Source organism: Saccharothrix espanaensis DSM 44229, assembly GCF_000328705.1.
Lineage (GTDB): Bacteria > Actinomycetota > Actinomycetes > Mycobacteriales > Pseudonocardiaceae > Actinosynnema > Actinosynnema espanaense.
This window is the reverse complement of record NC_019673.1, coordinates 9,253,477-9,277,142: the sequence shown is the minus strand read 5'-3', so window position 1 is coordinate 9,277,142 and position 23,666 is coordinate 9,253,477. Positions and strand designations below refer to the sequence as shown.

19 protein-coding genes are annotated in these 23,666 nt (G+C 71.7%); 5 read left to right on the top strand and 14 right to left on the bottom strand.

All coding sequences use genetic code 11. The features are described from left to right. Positions 1-8 precede the first annotated feature (8 nt). Complete coding sequence (locus tag BN6_RS41040; RefSeq protein ID WP_015105791.1) at positions 9-362, bottom strand: YybH family protein; 354 nt, start codon at positions 360-362, stop codon at positions 9-11. A 62-nt stretch (positions 363-424) separates the two neighbouring features. Between BN6_RS41040 and BN6_RS41035 the strand changes: the two genes are divergently transcribed. Beyond that, positions 425-1,399 carry a helix-turn-helix transcriptional regulator gene (locus BN6_RS41035; RefSeq protein ID WP_041315736.1) on the top strand — a complete coding sequence of 325 codons (975 nt, stop codon included), beginning with the start codon at positions 425-427 and terminating at the stop codon, positions 1,397-1,399. Between the two features lie 4 nt (positions 1,400-1,403). Here the strand turns inward: BN6_RS41035 and BN6_RS41030 are convergent, their stop codons facing one another. The 7 genes from BN6_RS41030 to BN6_RS41000 form a co-directional block, all read right to left on the bottom strand. Next, the gene (locus BN6_RS41030; RefSeq protein WP_231904892.1) at positions 1,404-2,180 is read right to left on the bottom strand and encodes a hypothetical protein; all 777 of its coding nucleotides are present in this window, start codon (positions 2,178-2,180) and stop codon (positions 1,404-1,406) included. A 227-nt stretch (positions 2,181-2,407) separates the two neighbouring features. After that, the gene (dnaB, locus tag BN6_RS41025) at positions 2,408-3,769 is read right to left on the bottom strand and encodes a replicative DNA helicase (protein WP_041315734.1); all 1,362 of its coding nucleotides are present in this window, start codon (positions 3,767-3,769) and stop codon (positions 2,408-2,410) included. Between the two features lie 422 nt (positions 3,770-4,191). Further along, complete coding sequence (rplI, locus tag BN6_RS41020) at positions 4,192-4,647, bottom strand: 50S ribosomal protein L9 (RefSeq protein WP_015105787.1); 456 nt, start codon at positions 4,645-4,647, stop codon at positions 4,192-4,194. A 14-nt stretch (positions 4,648-4,661) separates the two neighbouring features. After that, the gene (gene rpsR / locus BN6_RS41015; RefSeq protein WP_015105786.1) at positions 4,662-4,901 is read right to left on the bottom strand and encodes a 30S ribosomal protein S18; all 240 of its coding nucleotides are present in this window, start codon (positions 4,899-4,901) and stop codon (positions 4,662-4,664) included. Positions 4,902-4,943: 42 nt separating this feature from the next. Then, the gene (locus BN6_RS41010) at positions 4,944-5,456 is read right to left on the bottom strand and encodes a single-stranded DNA-binding protein (protein WP_015105785.1); all 513 of its coding nucleotides are present in this window, start codon (positions 5,454-5,456) and stop codon (positions 4,944-4,946) included. A gap of 13 nt (positions 5,457-5,469) precedes the next feature. Then, positions 5,470-5,805, bottom strand: a complete 336-nt coding sequence (rpsF, locus tag BN6_RS41005; protein WP_015105784.1) for a 30S ribosomal protein S6 — start codon at positions 5,803-5,805, stop codon at positions 5,470-5,472. Positions 5,806-5,956: 151 nt separating this feature from the next. Next, positions 5,957-6,958, bottom strand: a complete 1,002-nt coding sequence (locus tag BN6_RS41000) for a TAF4A RNA polymerase II, TATA box-binding protein (TBP)-associated factor (RefSeq protein ID WP_015105783.1) — start codon at positions 6,956-6,958, stop codon at positions 5,957-5,959. A gap of 152 nt (positions 6,959-7,110) precedes the next feature. Between BN6_RS41000 and BN6_RS40995 the strand changes: the two genes are divergently transcribed. Genes BN6_RS40995 through BN6_RS40980 form a run of 4 tightly spaced genes read left to right on the top strand, consistent with a single transcriptional unit; the run spans position 7,111 to position 10,296 of the window. Next, the gene (locus BN6_RS40995) at positions 7,111-7,881 is read left to right on the top strand and encodes a deoxyribonuclease IV (RefSeq protein ID WP_015105782.1); all 771 of its coding nucleotides are present in this window, start codon (positions 7,111-7,113) and stop codon (positions 7,879-7,881) included. Then, on the top strand, positions 7,878-9,281 hold the full coding sequence (locus BN6_RS40990) for a glycosyltransferase family 87 protein (protein ID WP_015105781.1): 1,404 nt from the start codon (positions 7,878-7,880) through the stop codon (positions 9,279-9,281). The genes BN6_RS40995 and BN6_RS40990 overlap by 4 nt, the downstream gene beginning before the upstream one ends. Then, positions 9,278-9,910 carry a class I SAM-dependent DNA methyltransferase gene (locus tag BN6_RS40985; RefSeq protein WP_015105780.1) on the top strand — a complete coding sequence of 211 codons (633 nt, stop codon included), beginning with the start codon at positions 9,278-9,280 and terminating at the stop codon, positions 9,908-9,910. Before BN6_RS40990 ends, BN6_RS40985 begins: the two co-directional genes overlap by 4 nt. Next, positions 9,907-10,296: a hypothetical protein gene (locus tag BN6_RS40980; RefSeq protein WP_015105779.1), complete on the top strand. Its 390-nt coding sequence runs from the start codon at positions 9,907-9,909 to the stop codon at positions 10,294-10,296. The genes BN6_RS40985 and BN6_RS40980 overlap by 4 nt, the downstream gene beginning before the upstream one ends. A 45-nt stretch (positions 10,297-10,341) precedes the next feature. Here the strand turns inward: BN6_RS40980 and BN6_RS40975 are convergent, their stop codons facing one another. From BN6_RS40975 to BN6_RS40950, 6 genes are all read right to left on the bottom strand, one after another. Beyond that, a complete protein-coding gene (locus BN6_RS40975; protein WP_015105778.1) occupies positions 10,342-10,779 on the bottom strand; it encodes a hypothetical protein in 438 nt (145 codons plus the stop codon). A 17-nt stretch (positions 10,780-10,796) separates the two neighbouring features. Further along, entirely contained in the window at positions 10,797-14,672 is a 3,876-nt protein-coding gene (locus tag BN6_RS40970; RefSeq protein ID WP_015105777.1) for a golvesin C-terminal-like domain-containing protein, read from the bottom strand. 49 nt (positions 14,673-14,721) lie between these two features. Next, complete coding sequence (locus BN6_RS40965; protein ID WP_015105776.1) at positions 14,722-15,066, bottom strand: hypothetical protein; 345 nt, start codon at positions 15,064-15,066, stop codon at positions 14,722-14,724. 148 nt (positions 15,067-15,214) lie between these two features. Beyond that, complete coding sequence (locus BN6_RS40960) at positions 15,215-18,496, bottom strand: RICIN domain-containing protein (protein WP_051075906.1); 3,282 nt, start codon at positions 18,494-18,496, stop codon at positions 15,215-15,217. A 553-nt stretch (positions 18,497-19,049) separates the two neighbouring features. Then, a complete protein-coding gene (locus BN6_RS40955) occupies positions 19,050-20,606 on the bottom strand; it encodes a glycosyltransferase family 87 protein (protein WP_015105773.1) in 1,557 nt (518 codons plus the stop codon). 182 nt (positions 20,607-20,788) lie between these two features. Next, positions 20,789-23,296, bottom strand: coding sequence for a transglycosylase domain-containing protein (locus BN6_RS40950; RefSeq protein ID WP_015105772.1), 2,508 nt, complete (start codon positions 23,294-23,296; stop codon positions 20,789-20,791). Between the last annotated feature and the right edge of the window lie 370 nt (positions 23,297-23,666).

Genomic DNA, 23,666 nt, shown 5'->3' with positions numbered 1-23,666 from the left:
ACCCCCCGTTACGGAATGAGGACCGGCTGGTCCAACGTCCACAGCCAGGTCCCGTCCGGCTGGCGGCGGGCGATCTCGACGGCCACCTCGCCGGTGGTCAGCGTGGACGCCGTGAGCGCCAGGTCGTTGCTCACCAGCACCGGGTGCTGCCGGCCCGGCGTGAGCACCGGCGCGGCGGCCAGGAACTGCTCGTACACCTCGCGGATCTCCGCGTGGCCGGTCGCCAGGTTGCCCGGCGGGAACGCCAGCACGGCGTCGGGTTCGTACAGCGCCACCAGTCCGTCGACATCGCCCGCGTTGGCGCGTTCGATGAAGTACTTCCCCAGGTCGTTCGGCTCGGCGGCCGGAGTCTTGCTCGTCATGGGTGCCAGCCTGGCGGCTAATCACGACACCCTGTGTCGCCTATTGTCTTAGAGTTTTCGCCGTGCGCGCCGACCGGCTGGTCTCCCTGGTCCTCCTGCTGCGCCAGCGCGGCCGGCTCTCGGCGACCGCGCTGGCCCGCGAGCTGGAGGTGTCCACCCGCACGGTGCTGCGCGACGTCGAGGCGCTGTCGGCGGCCGGCGTCCCGGTCTACGCCGAACGCGGCCGGCACGGCGGTTTCGCGCTGCTGCCGGGGTTCCGCACCGAGCTGACCGGCCTGAACCACGAGGAGGCGCTCGCCCTGCTGGTCGCCGGGTCGCGGCGCGGCGCGCAGGCGTTCGGCCTGGGCTCGGCGCTCGCGTCGGCGATGCTGAAGGTGGTCGACGCGCTGCCGGAGAGCCAGCGGCACACGGCGGCCGGCGTGGCCGAGCGGCTGCTCATCGACCCGGAGACCGACCTGCTCTCCCGCCGGCAGGTCGTCGACGAGGTGCCCGACCCGGTGGCGGCCGAGATCCGGCGCGCGGTGTTCGCCGGGCACAGGCTGCGCATCCGCTACGCGGCGGTGGGCCGGCCCCCGACCTGGCGCACGGTGGACCCGATCGGCCTGGTCACCGTGCGGGACCAGGGCTACCTGCTGGCCACGAGGGCCGGTGCCGACCGCACCTACCGGCTGTCCCGGGTGCTGGCCGCCGAGGAGCTGGCCGAACCCGCGCAGCGCCCGGACCGGGTCGACCTCGACCGGGCCTGGCAGGAACGCGGCACCCGCTTCCGCGCCGGCGGCGACCAGGTCACCGCGCTGGTCCGGGTGCACCCGGTGCGCCGGGAGGACCTGGTGGGCACGGCGGTGGCCGTCCTCGCCGAAGGGGTCGACCCGGACGGCCGGCTGCGGCTGGAGGTGTCCTTCCAGGACCGGCGGCACGCGGAGTGGGCGCTGTGGCAGCTCTCCACGAACGCGGAAGCCCTGGCCCCGCCGTGGCTGCGCACCGCCCTGCACGACCGCGCGACCGCCGTCGCCACCCGCTACAGGCCGTGCCCCTGAACGGTCAGTTGTGCAGCACCGGCCAGGCGGCGGCGGGGTGGCAGTGCGCCGGGCAGGCCAGGACGTACAGCTCGTTGCCGAGGAAGAGCAGGTACTCGTCCGGGTCGGCCGCGTAGGTCTGCTCGGGCTGGCCGGGCTGCCGGGCGAACCCGGTGTTCTCGGCGACCTGGCACAGGTGGACCAGCTCGGTGCCGCAGGCGCAGCGGTAGCTCTCGGGCTCCTGGATCCAGGACGGGACACCCCCGACCTTGAACTGGCGGACACCGGTGCCGTGCTCGGCGAACGCCTCGTCGGTCGCCTGCCCGTCGACCACCTGGCCATCGGTGAGCTTCTGCTCGGCCCGCCAGATCGTGAGCTCCTCGGTGCCCCGCACGAGGTCGAGCCGGCCCGCCCGGAGGTAGGGCTCCGGCTCGTCGGTCGGCCCGGTGTCGTCGCGGTGCAGCAGGATCCGCCAGAACGGACCGGGTTCGGCGATCGGCGGCCGGTCCCAGAACCGCTCGGGAAGCCGCTCGTCCACGCCCTCGGGGATGACCGGGTCGGTGTGCACGGGGCACTGGAACACCAGCAGGTGGTCGCCACCGAACGCGGGGACGTCCGCCGGGACGTCGAGCTGGAAGAACAGGACCATCCGCGCACCGCAGAAGCACACCGGCCAGGACTCGCCCGCCGGCAGCACCGCCCACCCCCCGACCGTGTCGCGCGACCCGGCGTCGACCGGCTCAGAGGTGTTCTCGACCAGGTAGGTGGGGATCGCGGACCGTCGGACCAGAGGAGCGCTCACCACCCCGACCCTAGCGATCAAGCCCGACCGGGTCCCCCGCTTTCACGTTCCTCGCCGCATGACGGGCCGTCGGCGGTTCAGCTGCGGAGTTCGGCCCGGCCACCTCGGTCGACGGGTCGATCACCGGCTGGATGAGCAGTCCGTCGAGCAGCCACCGCACCGCTGCGCGCTCCCCTGGGCCGTGCCGCGCCGCAGCGGCCGGCGGTGGCCTTCGGTCCGCGCGCGGGTCAGGACTGGGCGAGGTCGGCGAAGCGGCTGTAGTGGAGTTGGTGGGCGACGGTGATGGTCGCGGTGGGGCCGGCGCGGTGCTTGGCGATGATCAGGTCGGCCTCGCCGGCGCGGGGGTCGTCGCGCTCCCAGGCGTCCGGGCGGTTGATCAGGATCACCATGTCCGCGTCCTGCTCCAGCGAGCCGGACTCACGCAGGTCGGACAGCTGCGGGCGCTTGTCGGTGCGTTGTTCCGGGCCTCGGTTCAGCTGGCTGATCGCGATCACCGGGACCTCCAGCTCCTTGGCGATCAGCTTCAGGTTCCGGGAGAACTCCGAGACCTCCTGCTGGCGCGACTCGCTGCGCTTGCCCGAGGACATCAGCTGGAGGTAGTCGACGATCACCAGGCGCAGGTCGTGCCGCTGCTTCAACCGCCGGGCCTTGGCCCGGATCTCCATCATGGTCAGGTTCGGCGAGTCGTCCACGAACATCGGCGCCTCGCTGATCTCGCTCATCCGGCGGGCCAGCCTGGTCCAGTCGTCGTCGCTCATCCGGCCACCGCGCATGTCGCCGAGCCGGATCTTCGCCTCGGCGGAGAGCATCCTCATGACGATCTCGGTCTTGCTCATCTCCAGCGAGAAGATGGCGCTGGTCAGGCCGTGCTTCACCGAGCACGACCGGGCGAAGTCCAGGCCCAGGGTCGACTTGCCGACACCGGGGCGGGCCGCGACGATGATCATCTGGCCGGGGTGCAGGCCGTTGGTCAGCTCGTCCAGGTCGGCGAAGCCGGTCGGGATGCCCAGCGACGAGCCGCCGCGCGAGGCGATGGCGTCGATCTCGTCCATGGTCGGCTGGAGGAGCTCTTCCAGCACCACGTAGTCCTCGGTGGTGCGGCGCTCGGTCACCTCGTAGATGGCGGCCTGCGCGCGGTCGACCACCTCGTCCACGTCCGCGCCCTCGGCGCCGTTGTAGCCGAGCTGGACGATCCGGGTGCCCGCCTCGACCAGCCGCCGCAGCACGGCCTTCTCGGCCACGATCTCCGCGTAGTACGACGCGTTCGCGGCCGTCGGCACGGTGGCGATCAGGGTGTGCAGGTACGGCGCGCCGCCGACGCGCAGCAGCTCGCCCCGGCGCTCCAGCTCCGCCGACACGGTGATCGGGTCGGCCGGCTCGCCGCGCCCGTACAGGTCGAGCACGCAGTCGTACACGGCCTGGTGCGCGGGCCGGTAGAAGTCGTTGGGGGCGAGCACCTCGACCACGTCGGCGATCGCGTCCTTGCTCAGCAGCATCCCGCCGAGCACGGACTGCTCCGCGGCGAGGTCCTGCGGCGGCTGCCGTTCGAAACCGGGCTCGGCCATCCCCCGGTCGTCCACCAGCGCCACCGCGAACTCACCCCAATCTGTTCGTGACCCCAAGTTCTACCCCGCGGGTACGACAATCTCGGCGAGGCACGCTCAGCGACCTGGCGGACGCTAGAGCCCCCCGGATGGCGCAGGCAAACGAGCCTGTGGACAGCCGGTGGACAGCTTGGGGATGGCTTTGCCGGGTTGACCCACAACGTCGGGCAAAGCTGTGGACAACCTGGGTACAACTCCGGCTGTGACAGAAGTTTCAGCAGGTCAATGCCTGTGGACAAGTGTGTGGAAAAGTCCTTGCTCACACCCTCGGCGTGTCGCGTGTGACCGCCTGCACGGCGTGTCGCGGCCACTGTGTCACATCGAGTTGTCCACAGCCGGACGTGCGCAAGGGCCGCCCGACCGGAGTACCCGGCCGAGCGGCCCTTGCGGTGGTGGAACGCGCGGTCTCAGACCGTCGCGGCGACCTCGACGGCCAGCGCCACCGTGACCTCCGGGTGCAGGCGCACCGACACGGTGTGCTTGCCCAGGGTCTTGATGTGGCCGGCGATGTCGATCGACCGCTTGTCCAGCGTCGGGCCGCCCGCGGTGCGGACCGCCGAGACGATGTCGGACGAGGTGACCGAGCCGAACAGCTTCTTCGAGCCGACGGCGGCCTTCGCCTTGAGCGTCACGGAACCCAGGCCCTCCAGCGAGGACTTGATCTCCTTGGCGTGGTCCAGGTCGCGCACCCGGCGGGTCTCCTGCGCGCGGCGGATGACCTCGACCTGCTTGGCCGCGCCCTTGGTGGCGAGGATCGCCAGGCCGCGGGGCAGCAGGTAGTTGCGGCCGTAGCCGTCCTTGACCTCGACGATGTCGCCGGGGCCACCGAGGCCGCTGACGTCAGCGGTGAGGATGAGCTTCACGGTGTTCCCCCTTCTCAGCGAGCGGTCGAGGTGTAGGGCAGCAGCGCCATCTCGCGGGCGTTCTTGACCGCGACGGCGACGTCGCGCTGGTGCTGCGAGCAGTTGCCGGTCACCCGGCGGGCGCGGATCTTGCCCCGGTCCGAGATGTACTTCCGGAGCAGGGTGGTGTCCTTGTAGTCGATGGCGTGCGCGTTGCGGTCCTTGCAGAACGCGCAGACCTTCTTCTTGGGCTTGCGCACAGGCGGCTTGGCCATGTGGTTACTCCTGGTGTGACGCAGTGAAGTGTGGGGTGCGGTCTAGAAGGGGGGCTCGTCGGAGAAACCGCCGCCGGAACCCGCCGGGGGCGCGGAGCCCCACGGGTCGTCGGCCGGGGCACCGCCGCCGCCGCCACCGCCGCGAGACTGACCGCCGCCGCCGCCGAAGCCGCCGCCACCGCCGTCTCCACGGCTCACCTTGTTGACCTTCGCGGTCGCGTACCGCAGCGAGGGGCCGATCTCGTCGACCTCCAGCTCGATGACGGTGCGCTTCTCGCCTTCCTTCGTCTCGAAGGAACGCTGGCGCAGGCGCCCGGTCACGAGCACCCGCGAACCCCGGGTGAGGGACTCGGCCACGTTCTCCGCGACCTGCCGCCACACGTTGCACCGCAGGAACAGGGCTTCCCCGTCCTTCCACTCCCCCGACGCCTTGTCGAAGGTGCGCGGGGTGGAGGCGACCGTGAAGCTCGCCACCGCCGCCCCGGACTGGGTGAAGCGCAGCTCGGGATCGGCGGTCAGGTTCCCGACCACCGTGATCGTCGTCTCGCCGGCCATGTCGGGAGGGCTCCTAAGCCTTGGCTGCCGCGGGCTTGCGGGGCTTCTGCCGCGGGGCCTTCGAGGGCTCGCGGCGCAGGACCTTGGTCCGGAGCACCGTCTCCTGCAGACCGAGCTGGCGGTCCAGCTCCTTCACCGCGTCGGGGGACGAGATCAGGTCGAGGACGGCGTAGATGCCCTCGGTGTTCTTGCTGATCTCGAAGCTCAACCGGCGCTTGCCCCACACCTCGACCTTCTCGACGTTCCCGCCCGTGGTGCGGATGACGTTGAGGAACGTGTCAAGGGACGGCGCGATCGTGCGCTCGTCGAGACTGGGGTCGAGGATGACCATCACTTCGTAATGACGCATGAAGACCACTCACCTCCTGTGGACTCGGCGGCCACGGACTTTCCGTGGCAGGAGGGTCGTCGCGTCAGCAACTCGCAGAGGGTAGCAACCGGCCCCCGGGGCGCTGCCGCCGGGGGCCGGTTTCCGCTGGTCTTCGCGGGGGTGAAGGAGGTCACGGCGAGGCGGTCGCGCGGCGCAGCACCCAGGTGCGCACGAGCGCTCCGGTCACGCACGAGAGCAGGAGCACGGCCAGCATCACGGGTGCCGCGACACCGCCGCCCATCCGCCCGGTGCCCGGCAGCGCCTGCGCGCGCCCGGCGGTCTGCACGCCGTCGGTGTCCGCGCCCGGCAGCCCGAAGCCGGGCCGGTAGCCGGGGACGTTGCCGCCGTACCGGACCCCCGGCGACGGCGTGAACTGGCCGGGCATCGCGAACGGCAGCGAGCCGTAGCTGAACAGCGGCACCCGGCCGAAGTTCCCGCTGAACGGGTTCGCGCCGTACAGCGGCAGGTCGAGCCCGCCGACGCCGCCGACCGGGGCGAACCCGCCGGGCAGGCCGCCGGGCTGACCGGTCCCCGGCGTGCCACCGGGCGGGGTGCCGGGCTGACCGGTGCCGGGCGGCGGGGTGCCCGGGTTCGGGGTGGGCTTGGTGCCGGGCACGCCGGGCAGTTGGCCGACGGCCTCCTGCGAGGCGTCCGCGAGGCCCTTGGTGCCCTCCTGCACGGGGGCGACGGCGGCGTTCACGCCGGTCACCGTCACTCCGCAGAGCTGCGTCAACGTGGTCCGCACGCCGGTGGTCAGGGTGGTCAGGATCGGCCCGAGCAGTGGAATCTTGTTCAACTCCGCCACGACCTTGTCCGCGATCTCGCCGCCGGTGATCACGCCGGACCCGGTGGGGATCGCGCCGATCGGGATCGGCGGCAGCGCGGTGAACGCCTTCCTGAACGGCTCGGCGAGCGGCGGACCGAGCAGCGGGATGGCCCTGACCAGGTCGAACACCGGCTGGACGACCGCGCCGGGGCTCAGCGACACGGGCGTGCCCGGCGCTGCCTGGATGGTGGTGGCACAACTGCCCACGACCACGGGTTCGGCCGCCTGGGCCGTTCCCGCGCCGAGCGCACCGACCGCGAACACCACGGCCACCGCCACCGACAGCCGGGTGAGTCGGGTCCGCATGTCCAGCCTCCCTGGCCTGCCTCCGCGCCGTTTCCTACTTACAAGTAACGAGCGTAAGGCCTCGTGGTGACGCGAGTCATGTTCCGATCTGACAATTTTCCTACCGGCGGTCGCGGCCGACTCGCCGCAGGACCCGACTACTCTGCACAGTCATGCGCATCGGGGCTCACGTCCGCGACGACGACCCAGTGGGCGCCGCGGCTGCCCGCGACGCCGAAGTCGTCCAGTTCTTCCTCGCCGATCCCCAGGGGTGGAAGGCGCCCGCGCCGCACCCGCAGACCGACGAGCTGCTCGCCGCCGACCTGGACGTCTTCGTCCACGCGCCGTACCTGGTCAACGTCGCGTCGCTGAACAACCGGATCCGCATCCCGTCCCGCAAGATGGTCCTCCAGCACGCCGACGGCGCGGCCAAGGTCGGCGCGAAGGGCCTGATCGTGCACGGCGGCCACGTCACCAAGGGCGAGGACCCGGCCGACGGCATCGCGAACTGGCGCAAGATGTTCGAGCGGCAGGCGCGGGACGGCGGCTTCGCGGTCCCGATCCTGATCGAGAACACCGCGGGCGGCGACAACGCCATGGCCCGCACGTTCGACATGCTGGCCCGGCTGTGGGACGCCGTCGGCGAGTTCGGCGCCGGGTTCTGCCTGGACACCTGCCACGCGTTCGCCTCCGGCGAGGACCTGGTCGGCATCGTCGACCGGGTGAAGGCCATCACCGGCCGGATCGACCTGGTGCACCTCAACAGCTCGCGCGACGAGTTCGGCTCGGCGCGCGACCGGCACGCCAACATCGCGTCGGGCACGATCGACCCGGAGCAGTTGGTCGCGGTGGTCGCCGCGGCCGACGCGCCCGCACTGGTCGAGACACCGGACGAGGGGCAGGCGGCGGACATCGCGTTCCTCCGCGAGCACCTGGGCCGATGAGCGTGACACGGGAGGTGGCCGCGGTGCCCGAACGGGTGGCCGGGCGACGGTCGCACCGGTTCGGCCGGGCCGCGCTGGCCGCGCTGGTCCTCCTGTGCGGGCTGACGCTGCTCGCGGGGTTCGCGAACAAGGACCGCTGCACCGGCCCGGCCTTCGACCAGTGGGGCCGCACCCAGCCGGACTACGAGAAGCGCAACAAAGAGGACGTCTGCTACTCCGACATCCAGCACCTGTGGATCGGCCGCGACGTCGACCGGCACGTGTTCCCGTACGTCGACGGCAGCATCAGCACCAACGGCGTGCTGGTCGGCGGCACGGTCGAGTACCCGGTGCTCACCGGCCTGCTGATCTGGGCCGGCGCGATCTTCGCGCACGACGACGCCACGTTCCTGCTGTTCTCGGCGCTGCTGATGGCCCCGTTCGGGCTGGCCACGGCGTGGCTGCTGGGCAAGCTGAGCCGCTGGCGCGCGCTGCTGTGGGCGATGGGCCCGCCGATGGTGCTCTACGCGTTCCACAACTGGGACCTGCCGGTCGTGTTCTGCGCGGTGGCGGCGGTGTTCGTCGTGCACCGGGGTTGGGGGCGCACACCGCGCCCGCTGGTGGACCGCGCGGTGGTCGCGTCGGTGCTGCTCGGCCTCGGGTTCGCGTTCAAGATCTACCCGGCGGCGTTCGTGCTGCCGCTGTGCCTGTACGTGCTGACCGGCGGCCGCGAGGGGCTGACCGACGGGCGCAAGCTCGACTGGCCGGGCGCGGTGAAGGTCGCGCTCGCGGCCGCGGTCACGGTCGTGCTGGTGAACCTGCCGTTCGCGGTGGCCGGCTTCGCGGGCTGGCAGGCGTCGTTCACGTTCCAGCAGCTGCGCCGGGTCGACATCACCACGAACTCGATCTGGTTCTGGGCGATGCGGCCGTTCATGCCGGACGAGACCATGCAGGCGATCGTCGGCGTGCTCTCGCCGGTGGGCATCCTGGCGTCGTTCGCGCTGGCCTGCTGGATCGGCTGGCGGCGGTTCCTGCGCGAGGGCGTCTACCCGTGGGTGCCGGTGTCGGCGGCCATGCTGTGCGGGTTCCTGCTGCTGCACAAGGTCCACTCGCCGCAGTACACGCTGTGGCTGGTGCCGATGTTCGTGCTGCTGCGGGTGCCGCTGGGCTGGGCGTTCGCCTACTTCGCGGCCGACATCGCGATGGGCATCGGGATCTTCCGCTGGTACTACGCGATCGAGTTCGGCCAGCCGTCGGGCATCTACGACGGGTTCGCCGCGCAGGCCGTGGTGATCGGCGTGTGGGGTCGGGCCGCGCTGCTGGTCGCCCTGTTCTTCGTGTTCCTGAAATCCCAGGTGAGCTTCCGCGACCGGCCGCTGGACCGGTTCCTGGCGGTGTCGAAGGCGAGAGCGAAACCTTGACCGACTTCCTGGACGCCACCCGCACGTCCTACGACAAGGTCGCGGTGTCCTACGAGGAGCTGCTGCGGGACCACCTGGCGACCAACGCGGCGGACCGGGCCGTGCTCGGGATGTTCGCCGAGTACACGACCGGGCAGGTGGCCGACGTCGGCTGCGGACCGGGCCGGATCACCGCGCACCTGGCGTCGCTGGGGCTGGACGCGTTCGGCGTCGACCTGTCGCCGGGCATGGTCGAGGTGGCCCGCGAACGGCACCGGGGCCTGCGCTTCGAGGTCGGCTCGATGACCGGGCTGGACCTGCCGGACGGCGCGCTGGGCGGCGTGGTCGCCTGGTACTCGGTGATCCACGTGCCGCCGGAACTGCACCCCGAAGTGTTCGCCGGGTTCTTCCGGGTGCTGGCTCCCGGCGGGCACCTGCTGCTGGCGTTCCAGGCGGGCGACGAGCGCCGCCACATCACCGAGGGCTACGGCCACCAGGTCGACCTGGTGGCCTACCGGCTGCCGCCGGAGCGGATCGCGGCGCAGGTGGTCGACGCCGGCTTCGAGCTGCGCACGACGGTGGTCCGCGCGCCCGAGCCGCCGAACGAGAAGGTGCAGCAGGCGTACCTGATCGCGCGGAAGCCGGGATGACCGCCGGGTACTCGGGCAAGCCGCTGCACGTGAAGCTCGGCGTCCGGCCCGGGTGCCGGACCTTGCTCACCGCCGCGCCCGCCGGGTTCGCCCTGGACTGCGACCTCCACCGGCGCGCGGGCCGCGAGCCCTACGACGTGCAACTGGTGTTCTGCGCTGACCTGGCCGCGCTCGTCCGGCGGTGGGACGCGGCCGTGGCGCTGATGACCGTCGCCGGCGCGGTGTGGATCGCGTGGCCGAAGAAGTCCTCCGGGGTGGCGACCGACCTGGGCGAGGACGCGGTCCGCGACCACGCCCTCGCCCACGGCCTGGTCGACGTGAAGGTGTGCGCCGTGGACGAGGTGTGGTCGGGCCTGGAACTGGTCCGCCGCCTCAAGGACCGCTAGCGCGGCACGCCGCGCGGACCGGCTCCGCGGTGCCTCCGGCGGGCCTCAGTCCGCGAGCCGGATGGTCCGCTCGACGGTGCCGTAGTGCGGTGGCACGGGCGGCAGCGGGTCCGGGCAGTCGACGTCCCGCGCCTCGACGGTCGGGGACCCGCCCAGCCGGGCCGCGAACCGGACGCACAGCCGCACCGCGGTGGACTGGTAGCCCCAGCCGCCGCCGGCCTCCCCCTTGCCGTAGAAGACGGCGTCGACCTCGAACCCGTCCGCCGAGGTCCGCTTGTCGAACACCCGGTCCGGGTCGCCCGCGGCGACGCTGTCGGCCAGCGCCGCCTCCGCGCCCCGGCCGCCGGACCTGCGGGCGGCGGCCTCCACCTGGTCACGGCCCCGCGCGACCTCGTCGCGCGCGTCCTGGGCGGCGAGCTCGCCGGCGCGGTCCCGCGCGCCGCAGGCGGTCGTGCCGGCCGCGATCACGGCCAGCACGACCACCGCTGCTGCTCCACGGATCACAGGCCGAGCCGCCGCAAGGCGTCGGTGAACACGTCGCCGTATACCTGGTAGCCCTCCCTCTTCGGGTGGAAGCTCTCCGCCGAGACCGGCGACTCGGTGATCGGCGGATCACCATCGGTCCTGCCGGCGACGATGGGGTTGATGAGCTCCGGGCTGCCGCACGCGCCCTTGCCGTTGAACGCCGTGTACGGGTCGGCGAACACCATCGGGATGCCTTCCGCCCGAAGATCGATCGTCATGCTGGTGTACCCGACCGTGAGGACGTTGGCAACCTCGGCGAACCAGTCGATCGTCCGCGCCCCGAACAGGGTGAGGCACTGCCCCCCGTACTCCATCAGCTTCGGGTAACCCATCAGCACGATCTTGGCGTTCGGTGCCATCCGGTGCACTTCCCGGATCGTCGTGGCCACCGACGGGACCACCTTGTCCCGGATCAGGGCAGGCTGCGCGTCCTTGAGCGGCACGCCGTTGTCCTCGTCCAGCACCTTGTCCGGGCACTGCGCGATGAACTTGAGGCAGGCCCCGAGGATCGTGGCGAACCGCGCGTCGTTGCCGCCGATGGACAGCGTCACCAGGGTGGTCGCCTCGTCGACGAAACCCCGGTCGAGCTGCGGCACCTCGTTGTACTGCCCGCTGCCCTGGTTCTGCCACGCGTCCCCGGGCTTGGGCACGCCCGGTGGGACGGAGGCGTTCGGCAGGATGTTGTACGCCCTGGCACCACTGCACGCGAGCAACTGGTGGTCGGTCGTCGGGTCGTTGTAGAAGTCCGCGATCTGCCCGATGGTGTTGCCGCTGTGCATGGCCAGCCTGCCCTGGCGCGACCACGTGTGGGGTGAGCGGTGGCAGGCGTTGCGCAGGCCCGGCACGCTGCCGTCGATGTTGCTCTCCCGGTAGTACGCGTCGTTGCCGCCCGAGCCCTCGCCGGAGGAGAACGAGTCACCGAGCGAGACGATGACGTTCGCCGGCTTCTGCGCCATCGGCTGGAAGGCGACCGCGTCCCAGGCGATGTCCTCGGTGCCCTCGCCGTCGAGCGTGGTGCTGGACAGCCGGACCTTCGGCGTGCCGGAGAACTGCATCACGCCCAGCGACACCCACTTGTTCCGCTCGGTCCGCTGCAGGATCACCCGGTGCTTGACGCCCGACCCGGTCTCGACCTCGTACCGGGCCTGGCGGGTGTGCGCGCCGTGGTCGGGGATGTGCACGAGGACCCGCGCCCAGCCGGTGAGCGGCCGGTTGAGCGTCCAGGTGCCGGTGACCTTGCTCAGGTTGCCCGCCGGGTCGTTCCTGCGGGTGTGGCCGAACCAGAAGTGGTTGTCGAACCCGGCTCCGATCTGGTGGAAGTCGATCTTCGCCGCCGGGTTGGCGAACTCCAGCCCGAAGGTGCCCTGGTTGGTCCAGTCCCGCGCGCACCGGCGGACCGGGTCGGCCCACTTCGTGGGCAGCGAGGTGGGCGTCTGCGGGAGGTCGTCGATGATCAGCGCGTTCGCGGGCAGTGTGTCCTGCGCGCAGCGCGGCGGGTAGTTGCCGCCCCACATCGGCGGCGGCTCCACGTCGAAGGTGAAGTTCCAGTAGCCGCACGTCTCGTCGCAGTCCGGCTTCCACGTCGCGGGCTGGTGCCACCAGCACTTCAGGTCGCGCTTGCCGGTCAGCGGGTTCTTGTGGTCGCACGGGCCGGGCGGCTCCGGGTCGTCGCCGGGCTGGGGCAGCACGGACGGGTCGTCGGGCACCCACGTCTGGCCGGGGTAGCAGTCGTTCTGCGGCTTGCAGAACAGGTCGATCGGCGGCTTCACGTTCTCCCGGTTGAGGTTGCCGTTGTCACCGGCCCGGTTCCACCAGGCGGGCGCGAAGCCCGCACCGGTGGTGGTGGCGATCGAGTGGGCCGCCCAGCCCATCACCTTCTCCGGGTACGGCCAGCGCTGCGGGTACTTCGCGTCGGCCTGGGTGAATTCCAGGAACGGCAGGCGGTTGGCCGGGTAGCGGGGGTTGATCGGGTTGTTGGTCCAGCCCACGCCCCACGGCGAGGTGTCGTCCTTCTTCGCGTTGAAGCCGGAGTTGTAGGCCCACACCGCGAAGAACCAGTTCTCGATCCGGCGCGGGCTGCCGTTGTTGACCGTCATGCCGGCCGCGCGGGTCTCGTTCCACTTCTTCTGCAGGATGTTCAGGCCGTGGGCGATGTTCGTCTTGTGGTCCAGCGCGATGGCGCGCTGCTGGTTCGCGGGCAGCGCGCCCGCGTGCTCGCCCTCCCGGCCGGCCATCCGCATCCCGTCGGTGACCTGGGTGATGCCGTAGCCGCAGTCGGCCTTGTCCCAGTGGATGGCCCAGTCGTCGCTGCCGTCCTTGTTGTAGATCGCCAGCCCGAAGTAGTTGCCGATCAACGGGTTCGAGGTCACGCCGGGCAGCGCGTAGCGCGCGGCCTGCCACAGGTTGGACTCCTGCGCCATGACGCCGAGCAGGATCTGCGGCGGCACCTTCTCCCCGCCCAGCAACGGCAGCGACGGGAACATCGCCTGCGCGCCGTCGGTGTTCTCCAGCGTGCCGAGCACCGCGCGGTCCGCCGCCCACTCCGCCTGGAGGGGGGTCGGCTGGGTCGCCATGCCGGCCGCGTCGCCGCGCGGGATGGCGCAGGTGCGCTCCGCGTCGACCGGGTCGGTCAGGTCGGTGGTCGCGGACACCTCGCCGCGCGGCGCGCCGGACTTCGGGTGCGGCGCGCGCCCGCCGGCCGACCGCTCGCCGAGCACCTCGGCCGGGTCGACGGTGAAGCCGACCTTCTCCCCGGTGCCCAGGACCTTCAGCTCCAGCTTCGCGCGGCGGGCGGCGGCCGGGTCCTCGCCGGGCGCGTCGGCGTAGCCGGAGGTCTCCACCGCGGCGCGGCCCTCGGTGGACAGCTGCGCGTCCCGGGGAACGTCCACTGTGGACACGGACGGCGGCAGCGCGCCGACCTTCTCCGCCTTGCCGGTCAGGAACACCGAACCGGCGCGCCCGGCCGTGACGCCCAGTTCCTTGACCCGGCCGGTGGCCAGCGTCGCGACGGCCGCCTTCGGGTCGGTGGGCAGCGCGCGCCGCACGCGCACGTCCTCGCCCAGCCGTTCCAGGAAGACGACACCGCCGTCCGCGTCCGGCCGCAGCATGAACGGCGACCCGGTGGCGTTCGCCAGGCGCGTGCGCTCGCCGTTCTCGCCGATCCGGACCAGGGTCGACCCGGCGGCTGCCACCAGGCCCGCCGCCGTGGGCACGGCCGAGGTGACCTGCCCCTCGACCTCGACCGGCTTGGCCGGCTCGCCCGCGTTCACGTCGAGCGCGGTCAGCCGCGTCCGCCCGAGGTCGGACCCCTCCTCGGTGAACACCGCGCGCTCACCGGTGCCGCAGCCGGGGTTGAAGTAGGCCAGGCTCGACCGCACCGGCAGCTTGGTCACCTCGCCGGTGTCCAGGTCCACCGTCGCGCTGAAGCCGCCCCGCCCGGCCAGCTCGTCCCGGTTGGTGAACAGCCGCGGCGCGTACACCACGACCGCGCGCTTGCCGGACTCCGTGACGCAGGCGTTGCCGACCCACAGGTCGGCGTCGAAACCGGGCTCCGACAGCGTCGCCGCGGTCCGCCACGTGTAGCCCGTCGCGGCGTCGGCGACCAGGACGTGGAACCCGTCCCCGTCACCGCTGGTGGTCCACGCCCGGTCCGTCGACTGCCGCCAGCCCCGGCCCAGCACCCGGTCGCGCTCGGCCGGGTCGGTGGTGTTGGCCGCGTGCCCCGGCTCCCGCGCCGGAGGTGGCGCGGGAGCGGCCGGCTCCGCCGACGCGCTCACCGCCGGGACCAGCAACGCGCTCGCGGTGAACAGCGCCAAATTGAGGACGTGCGACAACCCTCTCCGGCGTCTCATCGGTGCGCTCCCCTTCCGTTCCGGTGGGACCTGGTCGGCACGAGCGCGCTCACCAGCAGTAGCCGATGTTCGGGTTGGGGTCGTGGCCGGTGGTCAGGGCGTCGCCCGGGACCCAGCCGTTCGCCCAGCCCGGCCGGTGGCCCGTGTACCAGATGGAGCCGCCGTCACCGTTGCCGTAGCAGGTGATCCGGAAGGTCTCGCCGGCCGGGAGGGTGTACTTGTACTCGCGCTCGTGGTCGGTCCGCGTGTAGACGCCGACGTCGTAGGCCGCGGTGGTGCAGTAGCCGTCGCCGCACCACCACACCGAGGCGTTGGCGGTGCCGGTACCGACCGTGAGCGAGGCCAGTGTCAGCGCGGCGGCCGCCGCCACCCGGGAGAGTGCCTTCAGCTTCATTTCCGATCTCCTCTTCGTCGGGCTTCGCGTGATTCGCGCGGCGGAATGCCGCGGGTGCGTCGGTATTTCGGGCACGCCGCACCGCGGCCGGGTGTGGACCCGGTCGCAGCGGGCGTTTCCCCACCGAGGTCCGGCGGAGTCGTGCCGATCAGTTGTTGATGAAGCTCAGCCGGAGCGTGTTGGCGTTCCCGTCAGTGCTGCACACGGTGCCCGACTGGATTTGCTGAACCGGCGCGCCGGCGGTCAGGTTGCAGTCCGCGATGCCCAGGTACAAATTGCTGTTCCGGTTGAAGAAGTGGTTCTTGGGGCTGGCCCCGGGCTGGTTGGCGACCTCGTTGTAGCTGACCCACGACTGGTTCCACGCGTTGAGCGCGCAGTCGGCCTGCTGCACCGGTGCGCCCACGTCGGTCCGGTTGTCCGGAACCACCAGGCACCTGCCACTGTTGCGGTTGACGATCCGGTAGTTGTAGTACTTGTGCGGGTTGCCGCCCGCGTCGTTGGCCACGTACGTGGAGATCAGGCTCAGGCCCCAGTTCTCCGCGAACCCGCCGTCGCACGGGCGCTGCACGGCCGGCGCGCCGGCCGCCGTCGAACCGCCCTGGATCGCCAGGCACTGGCCGCTGTGGTTGCTGGCCATCTTCACGACCTGGTTGAACGTCATGCCGGTCTGCGGCACGAACGCCACCGCGTCGAACGCGATCTTGTTGCCGTTGTCGTTGGCCAGGTTGACCGAGCTGACCGACACCGACGGCCTGCCGTTGAACGGGAACGCCCCGAGGTTCACCCACTTGTCGTCGGTGCCCGGCCAGGTGGCGGTGACCGTCAGCGGCCCGTTGGCCGTGTCGACCACGTAGTTCACCGGTGACTTGCTGCTCTCCAGCGCCTTGGGCCTGCTCACCCACACCTCGGCGGGCGTGGTCAGCACGGTGTGGAGCGTCCACCGCGCCGAGACCCGCAGGGCGCGGCCGACGGCGTTGTCCGCGCCGACGTCGGTGAACCAGAAGTGCGAGCCGTAGCCGCCGCCGGACTGCTGGAGCGCGATCTTCCCGGACTGCTGGCCCTGCGCGTTGGTCCCGTAGCTCAGCTCGAACGCGCCGTTGGAGAAGTTGCTGCGCTTGCAGTTGACGTCGCGCACCGGCGGCGTCTCCCGGGGCAGGTCGTCCACGACCAGCGCGTCGGCGGGCAGCCCGGCCGCGCCGCAGACCGGCGGGTAGCTGGTGCCGTCGGCGGGCTCGGAGTACTGGTAGTCCTCCCAGTCGTAGCGGACGAACTCGTTGCCGCACGACGTGGCGCAGTCGGCCTTCCACGTCACCGAGTCGTGCCACCAGCACTTCAGGTCGAAGTACCCGGCCTCCGAGGTGTGCCCGCAGGGGCCGGCCGGCTCGCCGACCACGGACGGGTCGTCCGGCGTGTAGAGCTGTCCCGGCGCGCAGAAGTTCTTCGCCTGCACGCAGAAGGTGTACTTGTCCGGCTTGACGGCGGCCCGCTGCGCGTCGGTGTTCCACCACGCGGCGCGGAAGAAGGGCACCTCGACGCCGGGTGCCTCGTACCCGGAGGGCGGGTTGGCCGCGAAGCCCATCACCCGCTCCGGGTAGGGCCAGCGCTGCGGGGTGGCGAAGTCCCGCGGGCTGGTGCCGAACGCCTGGCGGTCACCGGGGTAGCGCGGGTTGGCGGGGTTGTTGGTCCAGCCCAGCCCGTACGCGCCGTGGGAGCCCGCCTCGCCCGGGAAGTGGTACCCGGAGTTGTACGACCAGACCGCGGCGAACCAGTTCTCGATCTTGGCCGGGTCGTTGTCGTTGATCCGCACGCCCGCGGTCTGCAACTGGTTCCACTTCTCCTGGAGCAGCTGGAGACCGGCCGCGATGGCCGCGGTGTAGTCGGTCGCGATGGCCTTCTGCTGCGCGGGCGGCAGGCTGCCGCCGCGCCGCATCCCGTCGGTCATCTGGGACACGCCATACCCGCAGTCGGACTCGGTCGGCCGGATGATCCAGTCGTTGGCCGGGTCGTCGTCGTAGCTCTCCAGGCCGTAGTAGTTGCCGATCAGCGGGTTGCCGTAGTCGCCGGGCATGGTGTGCTTGCTCGCCTGCCACAGGTTGGACTCCTGGCCCAGGACGCCGAGCAGCACCTGCGCCGGCACCCGACCGCCGCCCTGGAGCACCCGCGGCGGGAAGCTGACCTGCGGCCGGTAGCCGGTCAGCCCGTTGCTGTGCCAGTTCGCGGGCCGGGCGATGTCCAGCTTGCCGAAGACCGCGAGGTCCGCCGCCCACTCCACCTGCTTGGGCTTGGGCTGGTAGACCTGGATCGCCGGGTCGTTGCGCGGCACCGAGCACACCGAGTCCGGGTCGTCGGCGGTGACGCCCACCGAACCGGAGCCGGCCGGCGGCGCCTGCGCCGCGAGGTCCTCCCGGCCCAGCTCGGTGGGCCGGACCGGGTCGTTCGCCGGGTCGACGGTGAAGCCGAGGTCGCGACCGGTCTTCGTGCTCTTGGCGGCGATGTGCACCGGCTGCGCGCTGAGCACGGCCGTCTTGCCCGATGACCGCGCGTCGGTGACCGCCGCGTCACCGGTGGTGGAGACCTGCGCGTCGGCGTCGACGTCCAGCGCCCGCACGGTGCGCGGCAGCGCCTGGACCCGGTCGGGCGCGCCGGTCAGGAACACCCGGCCCGCGCTGCCCCGGCTGATGCCGACCTTGCCCGCGTGCCCGCCGGCCAGCGGCGTCGAGTCCTCGCCGATCTCGGCGACGTACCGGACCTCGACGTCGTCGTCCTTGGTGTTGTCGGCGTAGACCACGCCGCCGTCCGCGTCCGGGGTCAGGTGGTACGCGACGCCCCTGGTGCGGTTGAGGGCCTGGAGCTTGCCGGTGGGCTCGACCAGCGCCAACGCGTTCGCGCCCGCCACCACGACACCCTTGGCGGTGGGCACCGCGGAGGTGAACTGGCCGTTCAGCTCGGTGCGGCCGCTCAGCCCGCCGGTGGCGGTGTCGAGGGTGAACACGCCGGTTCGGCCCAGGTCGGTGTCCGCCGCCTGGGTGAGCGCGACGACCTCGCCGGTGCCGCAACCGGGGTTGTAGTGCGCGAGCGTGGTCTTCACCGGCACGTCCGCGACCTGGCCGGTGCCCAGGTCGACCACGGCCGTGTAGCCGCCGCGGTCGAACAGCTTGGCGTCGTTGACGAACGTGCGGGGCGCGTAGACGACGGCCACCCGCTTGCCGGAGCCGGTCAGGCAGGCGTTGCCGATCCACTGGTCGGCGGCCAGGCCCGCCTGGCGCAGCGTCGCCGCCGTGCGCCAGGCGTACCCGGCCCTGGCCTCGGCGACCAGCACGTGGAAGCCCTCGGCGTCGCCGGAGGTCGTCCACAGCAGGTCACCGGACTTCTGCCAGCCCTTGCCGAGCAGCTCGTCGCGTCGGTCGGCCTCGACCGACGCCGGTCTCACCGGAGGGGCCGCCTCCGGGGCGGCCTGGACGGAACCTGGTGGAGGTGCGGGATCAGCCTGTGCCACGCCCGCGAGAGGGGCGAGCACCATGAGCGAGACCGCGCACAGCGCAGCCCGGGACCACGTGCTGAACATGGTTTCCTTTCGGGTGGTCGACGGCGCGCGCCAGTGCCGCGGCGCGTTTCCGCGCGGCGGTGCACAGGCGTGACCGTGCCCTGGGAAAAGTGAGACCGTGCCCTGGGAAAGGCGTGCCTGGGACACCCGTCGGCTACTGCGCGAGGGTGTGCAAGGAAAGGTGACTAGCGCCGAAAACGGCGAACAGGACGACGCGAACGCGTCAATCCGGAATGTGGGCGCTCCGTTGTCGGAGCGCGGCTCCGCGCGATGTGAACTTCATCAGCTCCCCCTGATCCCGGCCCTCTGCCGGTGAATCCAGTTAAACGAGCCGGCCGCGCAAAGTCAACCGCCGATCGCGCTCTGTAGCCGGAAGTCCGAGCGCCCCGGTGAAATGTCGGAAATGAGTCCTTCGCCGCGAGGACGTGGGGTACGGCGGTCAGGCCACCGGGACCGGGTCCGCGCGCCGGCCGAACCGCAGCACCCGGACGTCCGGCGCGCCGTCCAGGAAGCCGCCGCACGGGTCGTCGTCGCCGGCCCGGCGGACCAGGTCGCGCGCCGGTCGGTAGATCTCCTTCAGGATGATCACGCACAGCGCGACCACCGCGACGTCCCGGAGCACCACCGCGCCCAGGAACCAGTCGATCGGCAGCCCCTTGTTGTCGGTGCCCAGGTAGAAGTACATCCGGGGGGCCCAGACCAGCGCGTCCACCGCCATCCACGCCAGCAGCAGCCGCCAGCGCGGCAGCGCCAGCACCGCCAGCGGCACCAGCCACAGCGAGTACTGCGGGCTCCACACCTTGTTGGTCAGCAGGAACGCCGCCACCACCAGGAACGCCAGCTGCGCCAGCCGCGGCCGGGTCGGCGCGGACAGCGTCACGTACCCGATCGCCAAGCAGCACAACAGGAACAGCACCGCGCTGACCGTGTTCAGCACCTCCGGCGCCTGCCCGTGCGCCAGGCCCGGGTCGAAGCCCGGCCAGTTCGTCCACTGCGCGACCACGTTGTACAGCGAGTCCGGGTCCACGCCGCGCTCGGTGTTGAGCCGGAAGAACTCCCGCCAGCCCGCTGGGTAGAGCAGCGCGATCGGCGCGTTCACCGCCGCCCAGGTCGCCAGCGTGGCGATCAGGGTGGACAGGCCGGCCTTCAGCTTCCCGGTGCGCCAGCACAGCAGCAGCAACGGCCCGAGCAGGAACAGCGGGTACAGCTTCGCCGCACCGCCCAACCCGAGCAGCACGCCCGCCAGCACCGGCCGCTTGCGCGCCCATGCCAGCATCCCCGCCGTCGCGAACGCCGTGGCCAGCGTGTCGAAGTTGGTGAACGCGTGCACCACCACCAACGGCGACACCGCGACGATCGCCGCGTCCCACACCCGCCGCCGGGCCAACCGCGCAACCGCCCACGCGGTCACCAGCCACGCCAGCGCCAGCCACAGCGCGGTGATGTTGAAGTAGACGATCACCGTCATCGGGTTGGGCAGCCAGCCGCTCTGCGCGATGACCGTCCAGCCCTGCGCCATCTTCGCGTTGAGCCACTGGAAGACGCCGGTCAGCACCGGGTACTCCATGTACCGGACGTGCTCGGTCGGCTTGCCCTCGTCGTCCACCCAGGACGTCCGGTAGGGGAACATGCCCGGCTGGTCGAGCCGCTCCGCGGTGTAGAGCGGCACGGTGTCGGAGTAGCACATCGCGGTGAACTGCCTGCTGCCGCGCCAGTCCAGCTGCGCGACGCCGTTCTGGTCGGTGTACTGCTGCACGCACGGCGACTTCGCGATCCACGCGAACGACAGCGTCACGACGGCCAGCAGCAGCACCACGCGCAGCGGCGTCCAGAACCACTGCCTGCCCACCGAGGCGTGCCGGCCGACCGGTCCGCCGAACGGTCTGGAGGCCGCCTTCGCCAGCGGTTCGGTCCACGTGGGGTACACCCGCTCGTCCGGGCCGAGCGAGTCGGTGTCGTCGGCGCTCGCCGGTGTGTGCTGTGAAGGGCTGGCCACGTGCCGGATGCTACGGGCAGCGGTCCGAAGTCGTGGTGAAGTAGGGCCGCCCGGACCGAAGCCGGACCGGGTTTTCCCAACCACGCCCTGGTCGGGCCGGTCCGCCGGCGTCCGGTCGGCTCCCGCGAAGACGACGACGGCGGGGCGCGCGTGGTGCGCGCCCCGCCGTCGTCGACGAACTGCTACCCGCCGGACCGCCGGGTCGCCGGTGGCCCGCCGTTCCCGATCGGGTCGGGGGAGTTCGGGTCGCTGGTCGGGAGGGTCGGCTTGGTCGTGCAGGTGGGGCCGACGCAGGGCCTCGTGGTCGTCGTCGGCGGCGGCTCGACCTGCGTCGGCCGCGTCGGCTGCGTCGGCTGCTGGGTGGTCGTCTTGTTGTCGTCGTCGTTCTTGGGCGTGGTGGTCGTCGTCGGCGGTGCCTTGGGCGCCTCGGTGTACTGACCCATCGGCTTGGCCTTGGGGAACTTCTCCAGCGGCGTGCCGGCGAGCGCCTGGTCCATGAACTTCTTCCAGATCTCACCCGGCAGGCCGCCACCGAAGATCGCCTTGCCCGCCGCGTTGGTGAGCGCCTCGTCACCCCGGTTGCGGCCCATCCAGACCGAGACCGACAGCGACGGGGTGTACCCGACCATCCACGCCTTCGAGTTCTGGCTGACGCTGCCGGGGAGCTCGTGCGTGCCGGTCTTGCCCGCGCACTCGCGACCGCCCGCGCAGGGCAGCTTCGAGTAGGTCAGCACCGGCTTGAGCGACTCGGTCACGTTGTCCGCGATGTCCCGGCTCTTCTCCGCGTCGGCGCCGAACGCGACCCGCGACTCGTCGATGTGCTGGGCCAGGATCTGGTCGTTCGGCGAGGTGATCTTCGTGATGAAGTACGGCTTGTGGTACGTGCCGCCGGAGGCGAACGAACCGTAGGCCGACGCCATGTCGAACGGGCGGACCTGCGCCTCGCCACCACCGATGGAGATACCCGTGCCGGGCGGGGTGTCGCCCTCGCCGACCAGCAGCTTCTGCTCCTTGCCTTCAAGCGGCACGGACTTCGGGATACCCGCCTCCCACGCCGCGTCGGCCACGGCCTGCGGGCCGATGTCGTTGGCCACCAGGTCGTAGAACACGGTGTTGAGCGACATCTCCATCGCCTTGCGCAGGCTGCACTGCTTGCCGCAGGTGTTGCCGGTGTCGGAGGCGTTGCGGATGACGATGTCGTCGGCCGTCCCGGGGCCGCCGGGGAAGGTCTTCGGCGAGACCCCGTCGTAGGTGGAGCCGAGCCCCTTGCCCCGGTGCAGCGCGGCGACCAGGTCGAACGGCTTGAACGACGAACCGGCCTCCTGGATGGTGCCGCGCGCGTAGTCGATGCCGTTGCCGTCACTGCCGGCGTAGTACGCCTTCACCGCGCCCGAGTTCGGCTCGATCGCGGTCAGCGACTGGCGCAGGCCGTCGGGCTCGCCCGCCATGACCTCCGCGATGGCGGCCTCGGCCGCGCCCTGCATCTTCGGGTCGATCGTGGTGTGGATCGTCGCGCCCGACTCGTGCGCCCGCTTCATCGTCCAGTTCAGGTCGTCGAGCTCGGCCAGGACCTGGTTCTGGATCAGCAGCCGGGGGCCCTCCAGGCCGCCCGCCTGCGTCTCGGCCAGCGGCCGGAGCGGGGGCTGCTGCTGCTGGGACCGGTACGCCTGGTCGATCCAGCCGCCCTTGACCAGCTGGTCCATCACGTAGTTCCAGCGCTCGGCGACGTAGGGGGGCTCCTCGGACCGGCCGGGGCTCTGGATCATGCCCGCGAGCAGCGCGGCCTCCGGCTGGGTCAGTTCCTTGAGGTCGTCGCGGCCGAAGTAGACCTTCGCGGCCTCCTTCACGCCGTACGCGGAGCGGCCCAGGTAGATCGTGTTGAGGTAGGCGGTCAGGATGTCCTTCTTGTCCTGCTGCTCGGACATCTTGTACGCCTTGACGACCTCGGTGAACTTGCGGCTCAGCGTGCCCTGGTCGTCCTCGGTGGCCTGCTTCACGTACTGCTGGGTCAGGCCCGAGCCACCGCTGTCCCGGCCGGTGGCCTGGTAGAAGACCGCGCGGGCGATGGCGGTGAAGTCGAAGCCGGGGTTCGTCTCGAACGTCGGGTCCTCGGCCGCGAACACCGCCTGCTTCAGGACGTCGGGCAGGTCCTCGTACTTGATCAGGGTCCGGTTCGACCCGGAGGGCGCGATCTTGGCCATCTCCGAGCCGTCGGAGTAGAGCAGCGTGACGACCTTGGACTGCTTGAACGCGAGCTCTTCCGGGTTCGGCACGTCGACCAGCTGGTAGGCGACGCCGAACGCGACGATCGGGCCGAGGATCATCAGGAACAGGCCGACGTAGGTGACGCGGCGCACGCGTCGCCAGATCTTCTTGCGGCGCACCGCCTTCGCCTCCTCGGGAGAGGGCTCGTCGTCGTAGTCGTACTCGTCGTCGAACGGTTCGAGGTCGACCTCGTCCTCGCGGTGGGTCAGCAGCTCGGGTTCGCGCGCCACGGTCTGGTGCACCGGGGGCAGCAGGTCGGTCGGCTCCTCGCCGGGCCGGCGCGGCGGACCGCCCGCGGGCGGGCGGCCGGGCGGCACCGGGCCGTTCGGGCCGGGTCGGCGGACGCCGCCGGGCGGCGTGCTCGGCCGGGCCGCGCGCGGGACCTGCCGGGTGGCGTTCGGGTCGGCGTTGGCCGCGCCGGGCACGCCCGGTCGGGGCGCGCCGCCGGGGGGCGTACCGGGTGCGTTGGGACCGGGCGCGTTGGGACCGTTCGGGCCGCGGCCTGGCTCGGGCGCGCGTCGGCGACCGCCCTGCGGGACTCCGCCCGGGGGCGTGCCGGGGCCACCCAGGGGCATTCCACCTGGGGGCATTCCACCTGGGGGCATCCCACCCTGGGGAATTCCACCCGGAGGGGTGCCACCGCCTTGGGGGAAGCCGCCGGGAGGCGTGCCCAGGGGCGGACGACCCGGCGGCGGGCCGCCGGCCGGCGGGCGGGTGAAGCCGCCCGGGGGCGTGCCCTGGCGAGGGCCGCCCGGCTGGCGCGCGACACCACCTGGTGGGGTGTTCGGACGCTCC